This is a genomic window from Pseudomonas quercus (genome assembly GCF_012033695.1).
In the GTDB taxonomy this organism is placed as follows: Bacteria; Pseudomonadota; Gammaproteobacteria; order Pseudomonadales; family Pseudomonadaceae; genus Aquipseudomonas; species Aquipseudomonas quercus.
Genome location: NZ_JAAVJI010000017.1, coordinates 67,251 through 85,507, shown reverse-complemented (window position 1 = coordinate 85,507; position 18,257 = coordinate 67,251). Strand labels below are relative to the sequence as shown.

Here is an 18,257-nt window from a genome sequence, read left to right as displayed (position 1 = left end):
GGTAAAACCATGGAATTTGATTGGGCATTCGCCTGGTCCATCACGCCCGACCTGCTGCGCGGCCTGCTGGTCACCGTGCAGGTGGTGGTACTGGGCTTTGTGGTCGCGGTGGTGCTAGGCCTGCTGCTGGCCATCGCGCAACGCTCGGCATGGACGTCCGTTCGGGCCGCCTGCGCCGGGTACTTGAGTTTCTTTCGCAGCACCCCGCTGATGGTGCAACTGTATGTGCTGTTCTTCGCCCTGCCGCTGGCCGGGCTGACCTTGCCACCCTTCGCCACAGGCGTGGTAGGCCTGGGCCTGTATTACGCGGCTTATATTGCCGAAGCCTTTCGCGGGGCCATTGAGGACATTCCACCTGGGCAATGGGAAGCGGCCCGCGCGCTGGACTTCGACCGCGCGACCACGTGGCGCCGGCTGATCCTGCCCCAGGCCTTTAAACCCCTGTTGCCCGTGCTGGGCAATTACCTGATCGGTATGTTCAAGGAAACGCCCCTGCTGGCGGTGATCACCATTCCCGAACTGTTTCAGGCCGCCAAGCAGGTGGCCGGCATGAGCTACCGCTACACCGAACCCTATACGCTGATGGCGCTGATGTTTTTGGCGATCAGCGTGCCCACGTCCCTGCTGTTCAAGTACCTGGAGCATCGCCGCCATGCCTGACCCTTCCCTCGCAACTGCACAGATCGTGCTTAAGGACGTGGTCAAGGATTTCGGCACCACACGGGTGATCGACCACCTGAGCCTGAGCATCCCAAAGGGGCAGAAAGTGGCGCTGATCGGCCCCAGCGGTTCGGGCAAGTCCACGGTGCTGCGGCTGATCAAAGGGCTGGAAGGCTACCAGCACGGCAGCATCGAGGTGGCCGGGGCCAGCGTCCCGGAGCAGCGCCGTGGTTGGCGCTGGCCCGGCAGCAAGGCCTCCCCTCATGTTCACCGAGTGGGCATGGTGTTTCAGCATTTCAACCTGTTCCCCCACCTCACCGTGCGGGAGAACATCATGGAAGCGCCCTTGCGGGTGCTGAAGGTAAGCCCCCAGGAAGCCCATGACAGGGCCACGGCCTACTTGAAAAAGGTGGGCCTGGGCCATAAGGCCGATGCCTACCCAGGCAAACTCTCCGGCGGCCAGCAGCAACGCGTAGCCATCGCCCGTGCCTTGGCGATGCGCCCGGCGGTGATGCTGTTCGACGAGGTCACCTCAGCCCTGGACCCGGAACTGGTGGCCGAGGTGCTGGCCGTGATCCGTACCCTGGCCCATGAGCAAAACACCACCCTGCTACTGGTGACCCATGAAATGAAGTTCGCCCGGGATGTGGCCGACCGGGTGCTGTTCATGGAAGCCGGAAAAATCGTAGCGGACGGCACGCCAGAGCAGATCCTGGTCAACCCTGTCAACGAACGTGCCCGGCGTTTTCTGAATGTGGTGGAGCGGCGTGAGACGTAATGGCGTCAAGCCCCCTGCAGCATAGGCGTAGCTGGGAACAGTTGCCCGGCGCTACCCTTCCCGCTACAGTTGCCGTTGGGCGCTGGCTGCGCCTGCGGTCCGCGCGAAGGGGTCACCCAGGCTGCTTTACCCTCCTTTTTCATTCCAGCTCCCGGCTTGTCGGCGGACCGAGCCTTGCAAGGAGTTGGCATGCCTGCGTTAACCCCCTCTTTTCATAACGGCCGTTTAAACGTGCCGTCACTGCGCAAACGCGCCAAGCGTCTGCTCAAAGCGCTGAACACCTACCAGGCAGACGAAGCACGGCGACAGCTGATCGCCCTGGGCCTACCTGGCCCGGATTACCAATTGGCTGATACCCAATGGTTGGTGGCGCGAGAGGCAGGTTTTGCCAGCTGGCCCAAGCTGATCGCTCATACCGAGGCGGTGGCATTCGCGGCGCGCCGCCCTGGGTTTTCCAGCAGCGACGAGGCGAACGTGCAGCACTGGCGTTGCGGTAACGATATTGAGCACAGCCTGCGCCGGGTGGGGTTGACAGGGGCGTTCCATATGTTTGATGACCCCATGGTCATGGGGCCGGTGCCTGCTGGCTCGGAGCAGGACTACTGGGCTGCCAGGGCCGCGTATATTCAGCGGGCATTTGGCCTGAAAGCGCGAGATGTGGAACAGCGCCAGGCCTTGCAGCGTGCTGCCCTGGCGCAATTGGGCGAGCACAGCGAACTAGTGCTGTGGTGTGAAGGTGATGCCTATGACCAGCTGTTCCTCGTCCGCCTGCTGGCCAGCCTGCCTGTGCTACCACGCCGATTGGAACTGATCGAAACCCACTGTGTGCCCGGTGTGGAACGCTTTATCGGCATTGGCCAGCTGGCCCCGGACGTGCTGGCGTGGCTATGGCCGCAGCGGCGGGCCGTGAAACCCGAGGCGTTGGTGCTGGCGCGTGAAGCGTGGGCTGCCTATACCGCGCCTGCTCCGACCGCCTGGGCCGCCCTGGCCGCTGGTTCTCATTCTGCCTTGCCCTTGCTGGCACCGGCACTGGCGCGTCAGTTACAGGAGCTACCTGGCGAGGCGGATGGCCTGAGCCTGACGGAGCGGCTGGTGTTGCGCATACTGAGTGACCATCCCGAATTACCCGCCGGCGAGGTGTTCAAGCAATTAATGATGCGCTATGACCCTTTGCCTGCACTGGGCGACGCCATGTTCCATGTGCTGCTGCAACCCATGATCCATGGGCCATGCCCGTTGATTGTCGAAGGCGCGGGCGCACAGTGGCCACAACGCACCCTTCGCATGACGACCCTGGGTGAGCGTGTGTTGGAAGGTGAGGCCAATTGGCTGGACCATGCACCACCGGACCGCTGGGTAGGTGGCGTTCACCTCACATCCCAGGGCACGCCCTGGGTAGTGAGCCCATCAGGCCAGGTATCCCAGCGGCGCAGGTGAACCCTGGGCGCTGAGATGTGGGAATGGCCGCAGCCGAAGGCGGAGGTCGGGAACCCTGGAAAATTGGGATCAACGGCTGGGCGGGTTTTGCAGGAACACCACGTACCCTAGGAAATTCTGGCTGTGCTCAAGGTACGACGCCCCGCTCCATTCACCACCTTGGATCAGCCCTACCTTGAATGGCAGGCCTAGCCTTGCCAACCGTGGCAGGTAGGCGGCGTAGTCGGGGATGCTGTGCCGGCCCTGGTAGGTCTGCACCACGACTTCATCCACCACGCCCTTGAGTTCGCCTATTGCCTGTGGGTCGGCATGGCTGCTCCAGTCCATCAACCCGGTAATGCTGAGCTTGAACTCGGCCGGCAAGCGCTGGCGCAGGTCCTTGAGAAAGGCCACGTACTCGTGCAGGTAGCGGGTGCGTGCATCAAAGTCGATCTGGATGCCGGTGACTGCGTTCCCGACCGCCTGCCAACGCCGGACCTGGCCGAACAACTGCGTGTACACCCGTTCCGGCCAGTGCAAGGTATGGGCCCGGTACACGATCCACAGGTCAGGCTGCGGCAAGCGGGAGACGGCCATGCCCTGGGCAATCAGGGCCACAGGTGCCTGGGCGTCACGCGGGGCGCTGATCTGCCCCTGCAACAGGTACAGGGTGCGTGCCTGCTGCAGCACAGGCTGCGCCTGCACGCCACTCCATAACCAGAAGGCCTCATGGTCCTGGGCGTTTACTGCTGCGACGGCAGGCACGCTAGCCAGCAGCCAGCCCAGCAGGCAGCTGATGCGTATCACCAGTAGTACTGTTGCAATTTACCCCACGCCGTACCGCCATAGGTGCCTTTGAGCTTCTTGAACCAGGCTTTGCGCACAGGCTGTTCGACTTCTGTGCCGCCGCACCCGTTGTAGCCAGACGGGCCGTAGCAGTTAACAGCGCGGTACAGTGCGTAGGCCTTGTCGTCCCGGTCCGCAGTAGCATCGGCGATCACAGCCTGGTAGCCGTCCAGGCGGGAAAAGACCGGCCCTTTGAAGCCCGGCTCGGTGCCGCCCAGCTGGTCTGCTTCCGGGCGCTGGTCCAGGGGCATGCCATCCAGGCCGTTGAGGCGAACGAACTCGCCCAGGCAATTAAGGCCTCGCGGGTCCTGTGCATTGGCCTGCAAGCTGGCAGCGATGGCTTTGAGGCCAGGACAGCGGTAGCCAGCGGGGGCGTTACCGCCGTTCCACTGGAACAGCTGCAGGGTTTGGGCAGGGCCATAGGCGTAGCCTAGGCTGCTGTCCAGCTTCACGTCGGCCAGGGCAGCCGGCACGGTGTTCAGGTTCTCGGCGAACTCGGCGTATTGGCCGCGCATCAGGCTTTTGTACAACAGGGCGAAATACGCCGTGGCTTTTTCCTGCGTGCTGATCCCCTGCTCTACCTGCTGGCGCAGCAAGGTGGCGTCCGCGACTTTGTCCAGGAGAATAAGGCGCACTTGCGCCGACAGGATGGGCGACCCGGCGGCGAACACTCGGCCCAGTTGGCCGCTGCGCTCATAGTTCATGGCCAAGGCCAGTTCCAGGTGCTCGCGCTGCAAAGGCTGAGTGGCCAATGGCAGCAGTTGCAGCCACAGGGCCTGGGCGGCAGGGTAATCGCCGCCGGCCTCCAAGGCCATGGCACGCAGCGTGTGCTGGCTGAAGGCAAGGTAGTCCAGTTGGGTAGGCACCTCAGTGGGCAACAGTTTGAGGGCCTCGGCGGGTGCGTTGTCCAGGTAGAACGCAAAGGCGGCCTGCAGGTAATCAAACAGCCCGGCGTGCTGATCGAGCACGGCCTTGTGTGCCATCAACTGCGCGTGTGTCAGCTGTGGCCCACCGTCGGAGCGCATTAGCATCAAATCATTGACGGCGGTCAGCAGCGGCGTGGGCAAGGTGTCGCCTGCCAACACCAGCAGCTTGTTATCGATTTCCTGAATCAGGGCCTCCAGCGGGACGCTGCGCTGGGCCCCCTTGGCCACGGCCAATTGCCAGCCATAGTCGGCTGCCAATGCCGCCTTTTCACCTGATAGCCAATGCACGCGGCGCAGCAGGCCTCTAGCAGAGGGTGCATAACGGCCTTCAGGGTAGGCGGTGAGGTAATCGTTGAGGGCCTGTGCCACATTCGAATAGGGCGCAGGGTTGACCGGCGCCTTGAGGCTGCCGTACTCATCGAATGCGTCCGCCTGGGCGGCGTTCAGGCGGGTGCGCGCCACCATATAGGCCGCCGTTTCCTTGAGCCAGGGCTGGGGTGCGGTACTGAGGTTAGCGAACCCTGCCTGGGCCTCGTTGAACCGGCCACTGTAGAAATCCGACGCAGCCTGCAAATAACTGGCAAAGGCCTGGGCCTGGGAAGTGTGCAGATCACTGGGCACCACCTTGGCCTGTTGCTGCGGATCCCAACTACAGGCCTGAAGCAAGGCCAACCTTGCCTGGACCAAGGCGCGGCGCTCTTCCTGGGCCAGCTCGGGGGTATCGACCACTTGCTCAGAGAACGCCAGGGCACTGTCGTCGGTGTTGCTGCGGCAGCGGCTGCCCTCTCCCTGAAGGAATGTTTCGCCAGCCGTCTCCAGGTTCTCCCGCTCGATGCCCAACGCCTGCAACAGGGCCATGAGCGAGGCAGTGCTGGAGTCATCGCTCGGTGTCTGCTCATCGTCTGCCGCCTGCAGGCGCGACACTTCGAACGGGACAGGGCCATACCCCACAGAGGCCGCGTCCTCGCTCAATGGGTTGGGCGCCATGGCCAGCACCTTGCTGTCGGCCAGCAGCAGGCGCAGGTTTACACGGGTATCGTTACCTGGGCTCAGAAAAGGGAAGTTATTGCACACGTCCAGGCCGCGTTTGAGCGGTGACCAGTTGGGGTAACAGGTGTCATCACCGCTGGCCTGAGCAGTGTTGAGCGCAACGGTGCCGAGCACGAGTGCTACGGAAGCAAGGGGGCGGAAACGCATGGACAGTCCTTGTGTGTGCGACGTGCCGCCATGGTACAGGCCGCCAGAAGTCAGGAGTAGCTTGGTTGCTGTTGAAACAGGCCGCTGTGGTTTAGCGGTAGCCCAGGTTCGTCCGCTGCGCGAACTCCCACAAGGGGACGCGCTGCCTGCTGTGGGACCGAGCGTAGCCGAAGGCGCAGACCGGGAACAGGCCGCTGCGGTGTAACGGCTGCCAAGGTTCGTCCGCTGCGCGAACTCCCACAGGGGGGGGCACGCTACCTGCTGTTGGACCGGGCGTAGCCGAAGGCGCAGACCGGGAACAGGCCGCTGCGGTGTAACGGCTGCCAAGGTTCGTCCGCTGCGCGAACTCCCACAAGGGGGGGCACGCTGCCTGCTGTGGGACCGAGCGTAGCCGAAGGCGCAGACCGGGAACAGGCCGCTGCGGTGTAACGGCTGCCCAAGTTCGTCCGCTGCGCGAACTCCCACAAGGGGGGGCACGCTACCTGCTGTTGGACCGGGCGTAGCCGAAGGCACAGACCGGGAACAGGCCGCTGCGGTGTAACGGCTGCCAAGGTTCGTCCGCTGCGCGAACTCCCACAAGGGGGGGGCACGCTACCTGCTGTTGGACCGGGCGTAGCCGAAGGCGCAGACCGGGAACAGGCCGCTGCGGTGTAGCGGCTGCCCAAGTTCGTCCGCTGCGCGAACTCCCACAAGGGGACGCGCTGCCTGCTGTGGGACCGAGCGTAGCCGAAGGCGCAGACCGGGAACAGGCCGCTGCGGTGTAGCGGCTGCCAAGGTTCGTCCGCTGCGCCCGCGCTTCGCGAACTCCCACAGGGGGGCCACGCTACCTGCTGTGGGACCGAGCGTAGCCGAAGGCGCAGACCGGGAACAGGCCGCTGCGGTGTAACGGCTGCCCAGGTTCGTCCGCTGCGCGAACTCCCACAAGGAGGCAGTCCACTGCTGTGGAACAGGCCGCTGCGGGGTAGCGGCGGCCTGCTGAAGCAGGGTTGAGGTGATGCTTAAAGGGCAGGCACGCCCTTTTCCCACTGCGCCCAGTTCTGGACGATGTCCTTCACCAAGGGTTCACCCGTGCGGTAGAGGTTGTCCAATGCTGGCACGAAACCGCCCTGGTCCGCGTACTTGAGCAGGTTGTCCACTTCGCTGTAGCCGGGGTATGGCCGGTCGAAGTCCGAGCCGGCACGCACCACCGCCAGGCGGTTGATATCTGCACGGCCCATGCGGCTGGCGCGCAGCAAGGCTTCATACGTGGAGTTGTCTTCCTGCTGGGTGGTGCAGTACTCACCCTTGCCGTCGGTCAGCAGTTTGGTCCACACCTCGGCCCGTTCGCTCAGGCGGGTGCCCGAGAACCAGGTATTGCCTGCCAGTGTGTCGCAGCGGGTCACCACCGGCGGTTGGTTGGCAGGGGCCTGCGGGTAGTGCTTGCGCCAGGCGGCCGACTCCTTGCTCTCACCGAGCGCCACGTGTTGCGACAGCGCAAACGCCTTGGCCTGTAGCGCCGGGTTGAGTTCGAACACTTCGGTTTTGTAGTCCAGAGGCGGCTTTTCGTTGGGGCCTTTGGTGTTGATGCCTATGTAGCCGGTAGGCCAGCTTTTTGGGGCGTCCCGGGAGTCGATTTCCCATTGGGTGCCGAACTCGACCAGGTAGTGCGCCCAGGCCGTGGTGCCCAGGGTGCCGTGCTTGGGGCTGATCCCGGCGATACCCGCCACCAGGAAATACGTCTTGCGCAGGTCGAACTGGGGCGCCAGGGCCAGCGCCAAGGTGGAGGCTGCCGCATTGGTCTGGCCCATGCCGGTGGTCATCAGGCATACCTGCTGGTCGTTGCAATGCACCGCAGGGTACTCTGCGGACAAGCCAGGCACTTCAATGGTACGGGTAAGGTTGAGGCGGTCGATCCAGTTCTGGGCTTCAGGGCCGAACATGGAGATCAGCATCACCTTGGGCTGCACGGGCGGTGCGTCTGCCGCCTGGGCGTTATGGGCCAATACACCCAGTGCAGTGCATGCAGCAAGGGTAAAGTGGTTTACGCGTGACATAGGGTCTCTGCTCCTTAGAGAGGTGTGTGCGAAGTAACATGTTTATGAATAAGGGGGCTGGGCACTACCGGGGCCGAAGCCAGCCGGTAGGCGGCACGCAGGGTATTGGCGGCCGCTTCGGCATGCTCTCGGGTAGCGGCATGGACCCAGCCCAAGGGCCGTTGCTCGCCGACCCGGTCGCCGGGCAAGGCCAATTCGCTGAAGCCTACGGCCAAGTCAATGGCCGCGTTGGCCTGTAGCCGGCCACCGCCCAAGGCCACTACGGCCATGCCCAGGATGCGGGTATCGATACTGACCACATAGCCGCTGGCCTGAGCCCAGACGGGAAAACGCACAGGGGCCAGCGGCAGATACGTGTCGGCGCGGTCGCACAGGTCGGGCGGCCCACCCTGTGCCGCCACCATGCGAGCGAAGCGCTCCAGGGCCGCGCCACTGTGCCAGGCTGCCAGTAATTGCTGACGCGCAGCCGCACCGTCCGTCGCCAGGCCCGCCATTACCAGGGCCTGCTCAGCCAAGGCCAGGGTCACCTGCCACAAACGGTCGCTGCGCACCTCACCTTTCAACAGGGCGATAGCCTCGGCCACTTCCAGTGCATTACCGGCACTACGGGCCAGTGGCTGGCCCATGTCGGTCACCAGCGCACAGGTGTTTACTCCGGCACCATTGGCCACCTCCACGATACTCTGTGCCAGCTCCGTGGCAGCCGCCGTCGTGGGCATGAAGGCGCCATTGCCGGTCTTTACGTCCATGACCAGTACCTGCAACCCGGCCGCCAGCTTCTTGGCCAGAATGGAGGCGGTAATCAGGTCGATGGATTCCACCGTGGCGGTCACGTCACGAATGGCGTACAGGCGCTTGTCTGCCGGGGCCAGTTGGGCGGTCTGGCCGACAATGGCACAGCCCACGTCCCGGACCACTTGGCGCAGGCGTTCGGTGGGCAGGTTGCAGTCGTAGCCAGGAATGCTTTCGAGCTTGTCCAGGGTGCCACCGGTGTGGCCAAGGCCCCGCCCGGAGATCATCGGCACATAGCAGCCGCAGGCCGCCAGCAGGGGCGCCAGCACCAGGCTGGTCAGGTCGCCCACGCCCCCGGTGGAGTGTTTATCCACCACAGGCCCTGGCAGGTCCCACTGCAACCGGTCGCCTGAGTCACGCATGGCTTGGGTCAGGGCAATGCGCTCTGGCAACCCCATGCCTTTGAGCAGCACTGCCATGGCAAAGGCGCCCACCTGTGCGTCCGCGATACTGCCGTCTGCAATCCCTGCTACGAAACGCTGGATGTCGCCAGCGTCCAGCACTTGGCCATCGCGTTTGCGGGCTATCACTTCCTGCGCCATCCACATGGCATGCCTCCTTGTTGTTTTTGGAAAGGGTTTACAGCGAAATGAAAAAGCCCACGATGGCGGCGCTCATCAGGTTCGATAATGTGCCACCGACCATGGCCCGCAACCCCAGCTTGGCCAGTTCGTGCCGGCGCTGAGGCGCAATGCCGCTCAAGCCGGCCAGCTGGATGGCGATGGACGACAGGTTGGCAAAGCCGCACAAGGCAAAGGTCACGATCACTTGGGTGTGCACCGACAGCAGCGGCACGTTGGCCGCGGCTGCCCGCTCTGCGGTGAGGTAATTGCCCAGGTCGGCATAGGCGACGAACTCGTTGAGGATCAGCTTCTGGCCAATGAAGCCGCCCGCCAGCACGCACTCGTTCAACGGCACACCGATGATGAAGGCCACCGGCGCCAGCAGGTAGCCCAGCACCAGTTGCAGGGTGAGCTGCGGAAAACCTACCCACCCCCCGGCCCAGCCCAACAGCCCGTTGAGCAAGGCGATCAGGCCGATAAAGGCCAGCAGCATCGCGCCCACGGCCATGGCCAGGCGCAACCCAACCTGGGCGCCCTCGGCAGCAGCATCCACGATATTCGCCGGTTTGCTGGCTTTGTCGTCCAGCACGTCCAGTGCCTGGGCTTCCACCACCTCTTCGGTTTCCGGCTCCATCAGCTTGGCCATCAGCAAGGCACCAGGTGCGGACATGAAGCAGGCGGCGATGAGGTACTTGAGGTCCACCCCCAGGCCGGCATAGCCCAGCAGCACTGAACCCGCCACTGCCGCAAACCCGCCCACCATCACCGCGAACAGCTCCGAGCGGGTCATTTGGGCAATGAAGGGCCTTACCACCAAGGGCACTTCAGACTGGCCGATGAACACGGCCGAGGTCACCGCCATGGATTCGACCCGGCTGGTGCGCAGCACGATGTGCAAGAAGCCGCCCACGATACGGATGATCCACCCCATCACGCCGATGTAGTACATCACCGAAATGAAACTGCCGAAGAACACGATCACCGGCAGCACCTTGATCGCGAACACAAAGCCGCCACTGCCAAACACCTCGAACATGTGCGGCGAACCCAGCCCCCCGAACATAAAGTCGATGCCTTTGTTGGCGTAGGACTGCAGGGATGACACCGCCCCGGCCAGGCTGGCCAGCACACTCTGCCCCCAGGGTACATAGAGCGCAAAGGCGCCTATGACCACCTGAATCAGGAAGGCCCCGCCTACCGTGCGCCACTGGATGGCACGGCGTCGCCTGGACAACGCCAGGGCAATCAGAACAAGCACAACAATGCCTAGCAGGCTGATCATGTAAGGGGCTCCGTTGAAAGGTCAGAAGGCGTTGAACGCGCCGGGCAACAGCTGGTCGAGCGTCCAGGTACGCGTAGCAGCCGGGTCGCTGCCCTGGCACACAATCACGGCATCGGGCGCCATCAATTCCAGCAGCACCTGGCGACAGGCCCCGCAGGGGCTGATCAGTGGCACCTTGGGCGCATACACCGCCATAGCCTTGAAGGTGCGCGGCAAGGCACCTTGGGAAAGGGCGCTGAACAGCGCGCTGCGTTCGGCACAATTGGTGAGGCCGTACGAGATGTTCTCCACATTGCAGCCTCGAACCACGTCCCCTTCCGCGGTGAGCAGGGCCGCACCTACCGGAAAGCTTGAGTACGGTGAATAGGTGGCTTGCGCCGCCAGCCGAGCTTCATCAAGCAAGTGCTGATGGTCGTGCACGTGTTGGTCTGTCATGGGGTTTCTCTTGTAATGCGGTTCAGAATTGGTAGCCCACGCCGAAGTAATAGCCCCAGCCATCGGAACGCCCTTTGAACGGGCCGTCGCCGAAGTCCAGCTCGGTGCCATCCTTCCAGTTGCCGCCATTATGGAAGTAGCGCCCTACGGCCATGAAGCGCAGGTGGGTGAAGGAATACAGCAGTACGTTGGTGGCCACAGTTGCATTGGCTGTTCGGGCCGGGCCGGCCTGGTCATGCAGGTCGGAACCGAAATCGAAATTGGTGAAACCGATGTAGGTCAACGAGGCGCCATTGTCGTATTTATCGATAGGGACGATGTACTTGAGCTGGGCACGGTAGCCATCCCAGGAGTTTTCATTCGCCGCGCCATAGTTTTCCCACTGGCGGCGTGCATACAGGTTCGCCGACAGGTTCACCCGGCTATGGGTTTCGATGTCTGTACCAAAACCGCTGTACAGCGTGTTGGCACGGCCGTCGCGATTATGGCCGTTGTCGTAGATCCAGTCGAAGGCCACGTAAAACTCTTTGAAGGGGCCAAAGCCCAGCTTGCGGCCGGTCAACTCGTCGATGGAAATGCGTGGTTCATGTTCCATGAACAGGGGGGAGCCCTTGTCCCAGGCGCCGCTGTCGTGGCTGTTGCCGATGCCCAGGATCTTTGGCACGTCGATGTAGCCGTAGAGCTCGAACGGCCCTTTGCGGCCGAAGTATTCATACTCCAGGTAGATGTCATCGTTGGGGCGCGGGCCGAAGCTGATGTCCTTGCTGCCAATCAAGGTCAGGTTCTGGTTGTACCAGGGGGCGGCCTTGGTTTGATCTACAGGGGGTGACACTTCGTAGCTCAACCCTTCCCCTTGCGCACTGTCGGTGCCACCGGCAGGCGGCTCTGCTGCACTGGCAGCCATTGCACACAGTGCCCAACCCAGCCCCAGGCAAACGTTTGCTTGTTTACGTCCTTTGATCAACGCCACTGCCCTGCTCCTTCACTGTTTTAGTTTTTCTACACGCGCAGCCGTTCGCTACCGATACATATCGGTGGAAAAACACCATCGTAGCTGGGCGATTTCCCTCGAAGGGAACGACCACTCACTGCCTTGAAACCGCTCTCTGGCGCGGATATTCAGCTGGGTGAGTGAAAGCTGGGCATTGAGTTAGCAGGTTGTATGCCATGTGATTATTGTCTTTGGATTCATTGGCTTGGGCGCCGACAATGCCAGAAACTGACCAATTGATCCACTTCAGAGCACCCGATCTGTGCAGCGTGCGCGGTTTGGGAGCGCTGGCCATTCAATCTTCCCTCACTCACAGACGCTCTGCATCAGGGGTGTGACTGGGCAGCAAGCCATTGCACAAAGTCCATGATCCAGTATTCATCACCGTGATGAGGCACTACTGCCACATACCCTGTTTGCGCCACTCGTATATGAGGCAGGGGCGCAACCAACTTGCCGCTGGCCAGGTCGATGTCCAGCATCGGCACAGGGCCGATGCCAATGCCCAAGCCGTCCTCCACGGCCTGACGGGTAATGAAGAAGTGGTCAAACACTTGGCGAGGGTGGCTTACCAGGTGGTGAAGCCCTGCCGCGTCAAGCCAGTGCTGCCACTCGCCTGCGCGGGTTTCAGTGGCCAGCAAGGTATGGCCTTCCACATCAGCGGGTGTGAGCACTGGCCGCTGCGCGAACAGCGCGGGGCTCATGATGAGGGTATCGGCCTCTTGCAGCACCGGAATCACTTGGTGGCCTGGCCACGCGTGGTGCCCCGTACTTCCTCGACGAATGGCCACATCCACGCCACCGCGCAGCGCTTCCAGCACCGTAGAGACGGTGGTGACCACCACTTCGGTCTCAGGGTTAGCGGCATGGAAGGCTGGAAGGCGTGGAATCAGCCACCGCATGGCAAAGCTGGTAGGTGCGCTGACCCTGAGAAGACGGCGCACGTTGGGGCGACCACAGGCTTGCAGCGCTGCGGCAACGCGATCAAAGGACAGCCGCACCTCCTCCGCCAGCACCTTGGCCATGGGTGTGGCAACCATGCGCCGCCCCTCCTTGATGAACAGGCGATGCCCTAGCCAGTGCTCCAGGGTAGCGATCTGGCGGCTGACGGCGCCGTGGGTAATGCGCAGCTCAGCGCCCGCTTCGGCATAGCTGGCCGCTCGGGCCGCCACTTCAAAAACGCGCAAGGTATTAAGCGGCGGCAGGTCACGCATGGCAGTCACCCGTGAGAAAAAGGAACGGTACCCGTGATTCTAAAGGTTCTAGTGCAGGGTCGCTCACCGGTATAGCCTTTTACGTGCAGTGACGGCCTCAAGCGGCATACAAGATCATCCCACGGAGGACACCTTTGCCTACCCCCGCCCCCACACCGGATAACACTCGCAAAAGGCGCAGTTTAGGCGGTGCCTGCCTGGCCCACGCGCTGCATGACGGCTATACCGATGGCCTCTACGCCTTCCTGCCACTGTGGCAGGCTGAATTCGGCTTGTCGTACGCAGCCTTGGCAATGGTGAGGGCGCTCTACTATGGCACCATGGGTGGCCTGCAGATTCCGGCCGACCGTGCCCTGCGCAGGGTGTCCTCCCGTGCAGCACTGGTGCTGTCTACCCTGGTGGCGGCGGCCGGCCTGGCCATGATGGCGCTGCCCTTGGGCTTCATCGGCCTGTGCGTTGGGCTGGCTCTCGCAGGGGTAGGGTCCAGCATCCAGCACCCGCGTGGTTCGATGCTGGTCAGTGATACCTACGGCCAAGACGCACGTCGCCCATTGGGGCTTTACAATTTCGCGGGGGACTTGGGCAAGGCCATTGTCCCAGCGGCGGTGGCGCTATTGCTGCCGCTGATGGCGTGGCGCCCGGTGTTGGGGCTTATGGCACTGCTGGGGCTGATGGTCGCAGCCGTGTTGGTGCCCCTGGCGCCCGCGACACCTGTGCATCCCGTGGCTAAACGAAGGGCTGCGCCAGGTGGCCGGGGCGGCTTTGGGCTGCTGTCTGCGATCGGAGCGCTGGATACCGCCACCCGTATGGGTTACCTGCTGTTCCTTCCCTTTCTAATCCAGGGGTTAGGTGGTGGCTCGCCCACGGTGGGCATAGCGTTGGCACTCCTGTTCATAGGCGGGGCACTGGGCAAGGCCACCTGTGGCTGGCTTGGGGAACGGTTGGGTGTGGTGGGCGGTGTGATGCTCACAGAAACCGCAACGGCCCTGTTGATCGTGGCCACGTTGTACACATCGCTGCCTGCCACACTGGTGGTGCTGCCGCTGCTGGGTATCGTGCTTAACGGCACCTCGTCTATCCTCTACGGCACGGTGCCAGAACTGAGCGACGGCGATACGGGCCGGGCGTTCGCGGTGTTCTATACCAGCGTAATCGGTGCCGGTGGTATCGCCCCCATTTTCTACGGCGCCGTCGCCGACCACAGCAGCCAGACCACCGGCCTGCTGGTAACCGCTGCCACCGCCGGGGTGATTGTGCCGCTGGTGTTGCTGCTGCGCCCAGCGCTACAGGCCGCGCAGGCGTTCACGACCAGGAGTGCGTTAAATGGATAACCCGCTGATGTTGATTACCGGGGGCAGCCGCGGTGTTGGCGCCGCCACCGCCCGGCTCGCCGCCGCACGCGGGTATGACGTGGCGATCAGTTATGTGTCGGACTCGGCGGCGGCTGAAGGTGTAGTGGCTGATATCCACGCCTTGGGTGGCCGAGCGCTGGCGGTGCGCGCCGACAACGCCGTGCCAGAAGAGATCAACGCACTGTTCGCGGCCGTCGACCAGGCCTTCGGCCGCCTGGACGTGTTGGTCAATAATGCAGGGGTGCTGGCCCGCCAGTCCCGGTTCGAAGACCTGGCCCACGACCGTATGCAGCGGATCTTCGCCGTCAACGCCATCGGCCCCATGCTGTGCGCACAGCAAGCCGTCAAGCGCATGTCCACACGGCACCAGGGCCAGGGCGGGTCGATCATCAACCTCTCCTCGGCCGCCGCTCGGCTGGGCAGCCCTAACGAATACGTGGACTACGCCGCTTCCAAAGGGGCCCTGGAAACCTTTACCACCGGCCTGGCCAAAGAGGTCGCCCGCGAAGGCATACGGGTGAACTGTATTCGGCCAGGGCACATCTACACCGACATGCACGCCAGCGGCGGCGAACCCGGGCGCGTGGACCGGGTGAAGGACTCCATCCCCATGGGCCGGGGTGGCCAGCCTGAAGAAGTGGCACAGGCCGTGCTGTGGCTGGCCAGTGCCGAAGCTTCGTTTGTTACAGGGACATTTTTGGATGTGACGGGGGGGAAGTAGAGTGATTGGGGTAGCGACTTGGTTACTGAACTCAAAGCAGTTCAGGCGCATAACGGGTCAGTACGTCCTCTGCAACCCTACCAAATACTGCACGCGTGATGCTGAAAAATGGACTCAGCACTTCATTGCGCGGCACGAGATCTATGCAGGCCAAGCACTGAAGGTCCATATCGTGGGTAATGTGTGCCTCGATGACGCTTTCAAGTTCTTCCCACCACTGCTGACGCAGGGTTAGCAGATAGGGGCTGTTCAAATTAAGCAGTTCTATCGTGTACCTGGCCCGGTCCACATCGGCCGTTACAAGACCATCTGCAGGCACCACGCGGCCATCAGAAAGATAGGTAAAAAAGCGCGAGCAGTCCGCTTGATGACAGAAAATAAAACGAGCCATGTCCACACCCTTGGATTTGCCTAGCGCATGGCCGCCAAATACCTCAGCGCGCATGGCCTTGAATGCATTAAGGTCGTTTTCGCTGCTCAATGCGCTTGCGGCAAGGTTTGCGTAGTCAAAAGTACGAGCTGGGCGTTGGGATTTGTTCTCCACATGTTCTATATGAAAGCCCAAGCCAACTTCAGATGCTCGAATTTCGCTATAGCAGCACAGCGCATATTGCTCTTGGAGCAGACAACTTAACACCTCAGCTTTGTAGCCAAAGCTTTTCCAGCGGCTGGTGGCAGCCGCGCCATCTAGAGGCGGCTCGGCATGTGACCGTGCCAACTGAAAGGGGCCGGCGCTTGTTTTCCGCACCGACCTCACCCTCTCAGTGCCTCTTGTCGCCTGATGCTTCTTTGCAGCCGTTGCAGTTGAGGGTGGTGCTCAGACAACGCTTCTAAGAGTTGCCTCATCAAAGCAACTGCAGGCGCTTCATCATAACGCCCCTTGTCAACCCATTCAGTGAGCTGCTGCAACGCCTGTTTCTCGTCCACGGGGGGTTGGGGGTCTACCTGCATCACGGCATGTAACACTCTGTGGCTAGGTTCACCGTACGTCATTGCCAAGGGCTGTGATGCGATCATTCCACCTCGGCCATTTTCCCCTATGACTCGGATGTTTTCACGCTTCACGGTGCTAAGCACTTGCGGGCTGTGAGTCGTCACAATGAACTGCATCATGGGAAACGCGGTGCGCAACGCGCCTATTATTGTCTGTTGCCAGTAGGGGTGCAGAAACATGTCTACTTCATCGATAAGCGCAACGCCGGGCGTTTCCAAAGGGGCTCGTTTACCAAGGTGCGGGTTGAGTTTGCAGGCTCGGAAGGCTAGATCTGCAACCATTGCTATTGCGTTGCGCAGCCCATCGCTGAGCATGTCTACAGGCAGCACGCCTTGCTGCGGATGGCGCATGACCAATTGCTGCTGGTGGCTTTCGCTGTATTCCAGACCGCGCCAGCCGGTGGGCTCTGTTATCAAGGTATCAATGGCCGTTTTGACGGCTGCAATCACGTCTTCAAAACGCTGCCCAGCTTCAAGGGCATTGCTACCGCGCTCTAGAGCAATCAACTGGCTCTCGCGGTAGCTGCGGTATATCCAGCTGTACCAGGCCGTGAAGGTTTTGAAGCTTGAGGAATAAGACAAACAGTTGAGATAGCCCGATGTTCTCGAGAACTCTTCCTTGTCGAGGGTTGTCTGCGCCGCGGCTGAAGTGAAGCGACCTTCGAACCACAGCCTGGAGGTGCCTAGATAGGTGACCATGGGCAGCACGGTGAAGGCATCGGCGCGTACCTTTGCCTGCAACGATGCGCCATAAGCGGTGAGGGTTCTGGTTCCCTCATCACCCCGGGTATTCGTCGCTTTTCTCACGCTTTCGCGTACTTGCTGCCAATGGATGTGATCGTTCTCCCAGCGGCTTCCCCAGGCTTCGATCACCGCAGGCGCCTGGGGCTCCATGTTTGCACTATCAAACAGGGCCAACCGTACATCTTCTATCTGCAACGTTGCCGACTTGCCAGTCTGGCTGCCCAGGTCAAACCCCTTTACGAATGGCCATAACGCCACCCGCGCCGCATCCAACACAGTGGTTTTACCCCCACCGTTCGAGGCGATCAGAATGGTCAAGCCTGGGTCGAAATCGATTTCAAATTCACTGAAGCAGCGATAGTTTCGTAGCCGCAACTTATGAAGTTTCACAGTGCCTTCCCCAGTTTTTTGACTCGACCCAGCATATGGTTGCGCCTGAAAATTGCGATGGAGAGCATACTAAAGCCAAAACGTGAAAACGCTACATAAAGTCCGTTACGCGTTGCTAACCCATGGTGCCTTACCCCTATGCATTGAACCGCAGCTATGGAAACCCCAGACAGGAAAGATGCGGCCGAGGCTGATGAAACAACGCTGGCTTCATCTTGGCAACATCACTAAACAGCGCGTGCTCACACCCAACGCCGCGCCAGCACACCCGGCAAGCTAGGATGCCGGTCAATGGCTTCCAGCGATTCAAGAAACGCTGGCCGCACGTTAGCCAAGTACTCCCGTGTACCGCTCCATCGGGTCACCACCGCTGCCAGCAGTTCCGGCCCGCCCGGTGCTTTAGGTTGCCAACCGTCACCGCTGGTAAACAGGTCGCCAAACACGGCCCACTGCTGATGCAGGCGCTGGCGTGCGCCTTCTGCCAGCAGGGCCAAGGTGGCCTCGTCCGCCGCCGGTAACCACCGTTGCGGGTAATCGATCACGCCGATGGCCGAATAACAGTTGCTGGCAATAAAGATCAGGCTGCGTATCTGCTGGGCACGGGTGGGGCCATGGGCCGATAGCAGGCCGGAGCCAGGGTATTTCAAGCCCAGCCCTATGAGGATGGCGGCACTTTCCGTCAGCACCTCGCCCTCGGGCGTGAGCAGTGTAGGCACCTGGCACAACGGGTTGACCCGCTTGAGCCAATCCGTGCCTGGGCCCTGTTCCCATGAACTGGCAGCTACCCATTCGTAGTGAACCTCACACTGCTGCAACGCCGCCTCGATGGCCACAGCGCCCGAACGATTTGCGCCAAACAGTGTGTACATGGAGGTCACTCCGGCGTGAAAACCTCAAGCATAGAACAGCGTGAGCCCGAGCCCG

General features: G+C 62.0%; 16 protein-coding genes. 5 read left to right on the top strand and 11 right to left on the bottom strand.

The window, feature by feature from the left end; all coding sequences use genetic code 11:
• Positions 1-9 precede the first annotated feature (9 nt).
• From ehuD to HBH25_RS20815, 3 genes are all read left to right on the top strand, one after another.
• Positions 10-660: an ectoine/hydroxyectoine ABC transporter permease subunit EhuD gene (gene ehuD, locus HBH25_RS20825; protein WP_168085850.1), complete on the top strand. Its 651-nt coding sequence runs from the start codon at positions 10-12 to the stop codon at positions 658-660.
• Complete coding sequence (locus tag HBH25_RS20820) at positions 653-1,438, top strand: amino acid ABC transporter ATP-binding protein (protein WP_168085849.1); 786 nt, start codon at positions 653-655, stop codon at positions 1,436-1,438. Before ehuD ends, HBH25_RS20820 begins: the two co-directional genes overlap by 8 nt.
• 189 nt (positions 1,439-1,627) lie before the next feature.
• Positions 1,628-2,875 (top strand): DUF1835 domain-containing protein, encoded by a 1,248-nt coding sequence (locus HBH25_RS20815; RefSeq protein ID WP_168085848.1) that lies wholly within the window; start codon positions 1,628-1,630, stop codon positions 2,873-2,875.
• Between the two features lie 69 nt (positions 2,876-2,944).
• On the opposite strand, the gene HBH25_RS20810 is transcribed toward HBH25_RS20815, so the two are convergent.
• From HBH25_RS20810 to HBH25_RS20775, 8 genes are all read right to left on the bottom strand, one after another.
• Complete coding sequence (locus HBH25_RS20810) at positions 2,945-3,661, bottom strand: DUF3142 domain-containing protein (protein WP_324616919.1); 717 nt, start codon at positions 3,659-3,661, stop codon at positions 2,945-2,947.
• A complete protein-coding gene (locus HBH25_RS20805; protein ID WP_168085847.1) occupies positions 3,658-5,823 on the bottom strand; it encodes a PA5441 family protein in 2,166 nt (721 codons plus the stop codon). The genes HBH25_RS20810 and HBH25_RS20805 overlap by 4 nt, the downstream gene beginning before the upstream one ends.
• 998 nt (positions 5,824-6,821) lie before the next feature.
• Positions 6,822-7,856, bottom strand: a complete 1,035-nt coding sequence (locus HBH25_RS20800) for a purine-nucleoside phosphorylase (protein ID WP_168085846.1) — start codon at positions 7,854-7,856, stop codon at positions 6,822-6,824.
• Between the two features lie 14 nt (positions 7,857-7,870).
• A complete protein-coding gene (gene deoA / locus HBH25_RS20795) occupies positions 7,871-9,196 on the bottom strand; it encodes a thymidine phosphorylase (RefSeq protein ID WP_168085845.1) in 1,326 nt (441 codons plus the stop codon).
• A 31-nt stretch (positions 9,197-9,227) separates the two neighbouring features.
• Positions 9,228-10,493, bottom strand: coding sequence for a NupC/NupG family nucleoside CNT transporter (locus HBH25_RS20790; RefSeq protein ID WP_168085844.1), 1,266 nt, complete (start codon positions 10,491-10,493; stop codon positions 9,228-9,230).
• Between the two features lie 21 nt (positions 10,494-10,514).
• On the bottom strand, positions 10,515-10,928 hold the full coding sequence (locus tag HBH25_RS20785) for a cytidine deaminase (protein WP_168085843.1): 414 nt from the start codon (positions 10,926-10,928) through the stop codon (positions 10,515-10,517).
• A gap of 22 nt (positions 10,929-10,950) precedes the next feature.
• On the bottom strand, positions 10,951-11,832 hold the full coding sequence (locus HBH25_RS20780; protein ID WP_168085878.1) for a nucleoside-specific channel-forming protein Tsx: 882 nt from the start codon (positions 11,830-11,832) through the stop codon (positions 10,951-10,953).
• Between the two features lie 413 nt (positions 11,833-12,245).
• Positions 12,246-13,133, bottom strand: coding sequence for a LysR substrate-binding domain-containing protein (locus tag HBH25_RS20775; RefSeq protein ID WP_168085842.1), 888 nt, complete (start codon positions 13,131-13,133; stop codon positions 12,246-12,248).
• Positions 13,134-13,267: 134 nt separating this feature from the next.
• Here HBH25_RS20775 and HBH25_RS20770 point away from each other — a divergent pair, with 134 nt between their 5' ends.
• On the top strand, positions 13,268-14,464 hold the full coding sequence (locus HBH25_RS20770; RefSeq protein ID WP_178089084.1) for an MFS transporter: 1,197 nt from the start codon (positions 13,268-13,270) through the stop codon (positions 14,462-14,464).
• Positions 14,457-15,206, top strand: a complete 750-nt coding sequence (locus HBH25_RS20765; protein ID WP_168085841.1) for an SDR family oxidoreductase — start codon at positions 14,457-14,459, stop codon at positions 15,204-15,206. The genes HBH25_RS20770 and HBH25_RS20765 overlap by 8 nt, the downstream gene beginning before the upstream one ends.
• A 31-nt stretch (positions 15,207-15,237) precedes the next feature.
• On the opposite strand, the gene HBH25_RS20760 is transcribed toward HBH25_RS20765, so the two are convergent.
• From HBH25_RS20760 to HBH25_RS20750, 3 genes are all read right to left on the bottom strand, one after another.
• Positions 15,238-15,954, bottom strand: a complete 717-nt coding sequence (locus tag HBH25_RS20760; protein WP_324616918.1) for a retron system putative HNH endonuclease — start codon at positions 15,952-15,954, stop codon at positions 15,238-15,240.
• Between the two features lie 5 nt (positions 15,955-15,959).
• Positions 15,960-17,333 carry an AAA family ATPase gene (locus tag HBH25_RS20755; protein ID WP_168085839.1) on the bottom strand — a complete coding sequence of 458 codons (1,374 nt, stop codon included), beginning with the start codon at positions 17,331-17,333 and terminating at the stop codon, positions 15,960-15,962.
• Positions 17,334-17,575: 242 nt separating this feature from the next.
• Positions 17,576-18,202, bottom strand: coding sequence for a glutathione S-transferase family protein (locus tag HBH25_RS20750; RefSeq protein ID WP_168085838.1), 627 nt, complete (start codon positions 18,200-18,202; stop codon positions 17,576-17,578).
• Positions 18,203-18,257 lie beyond the last annotated feature (55 nt).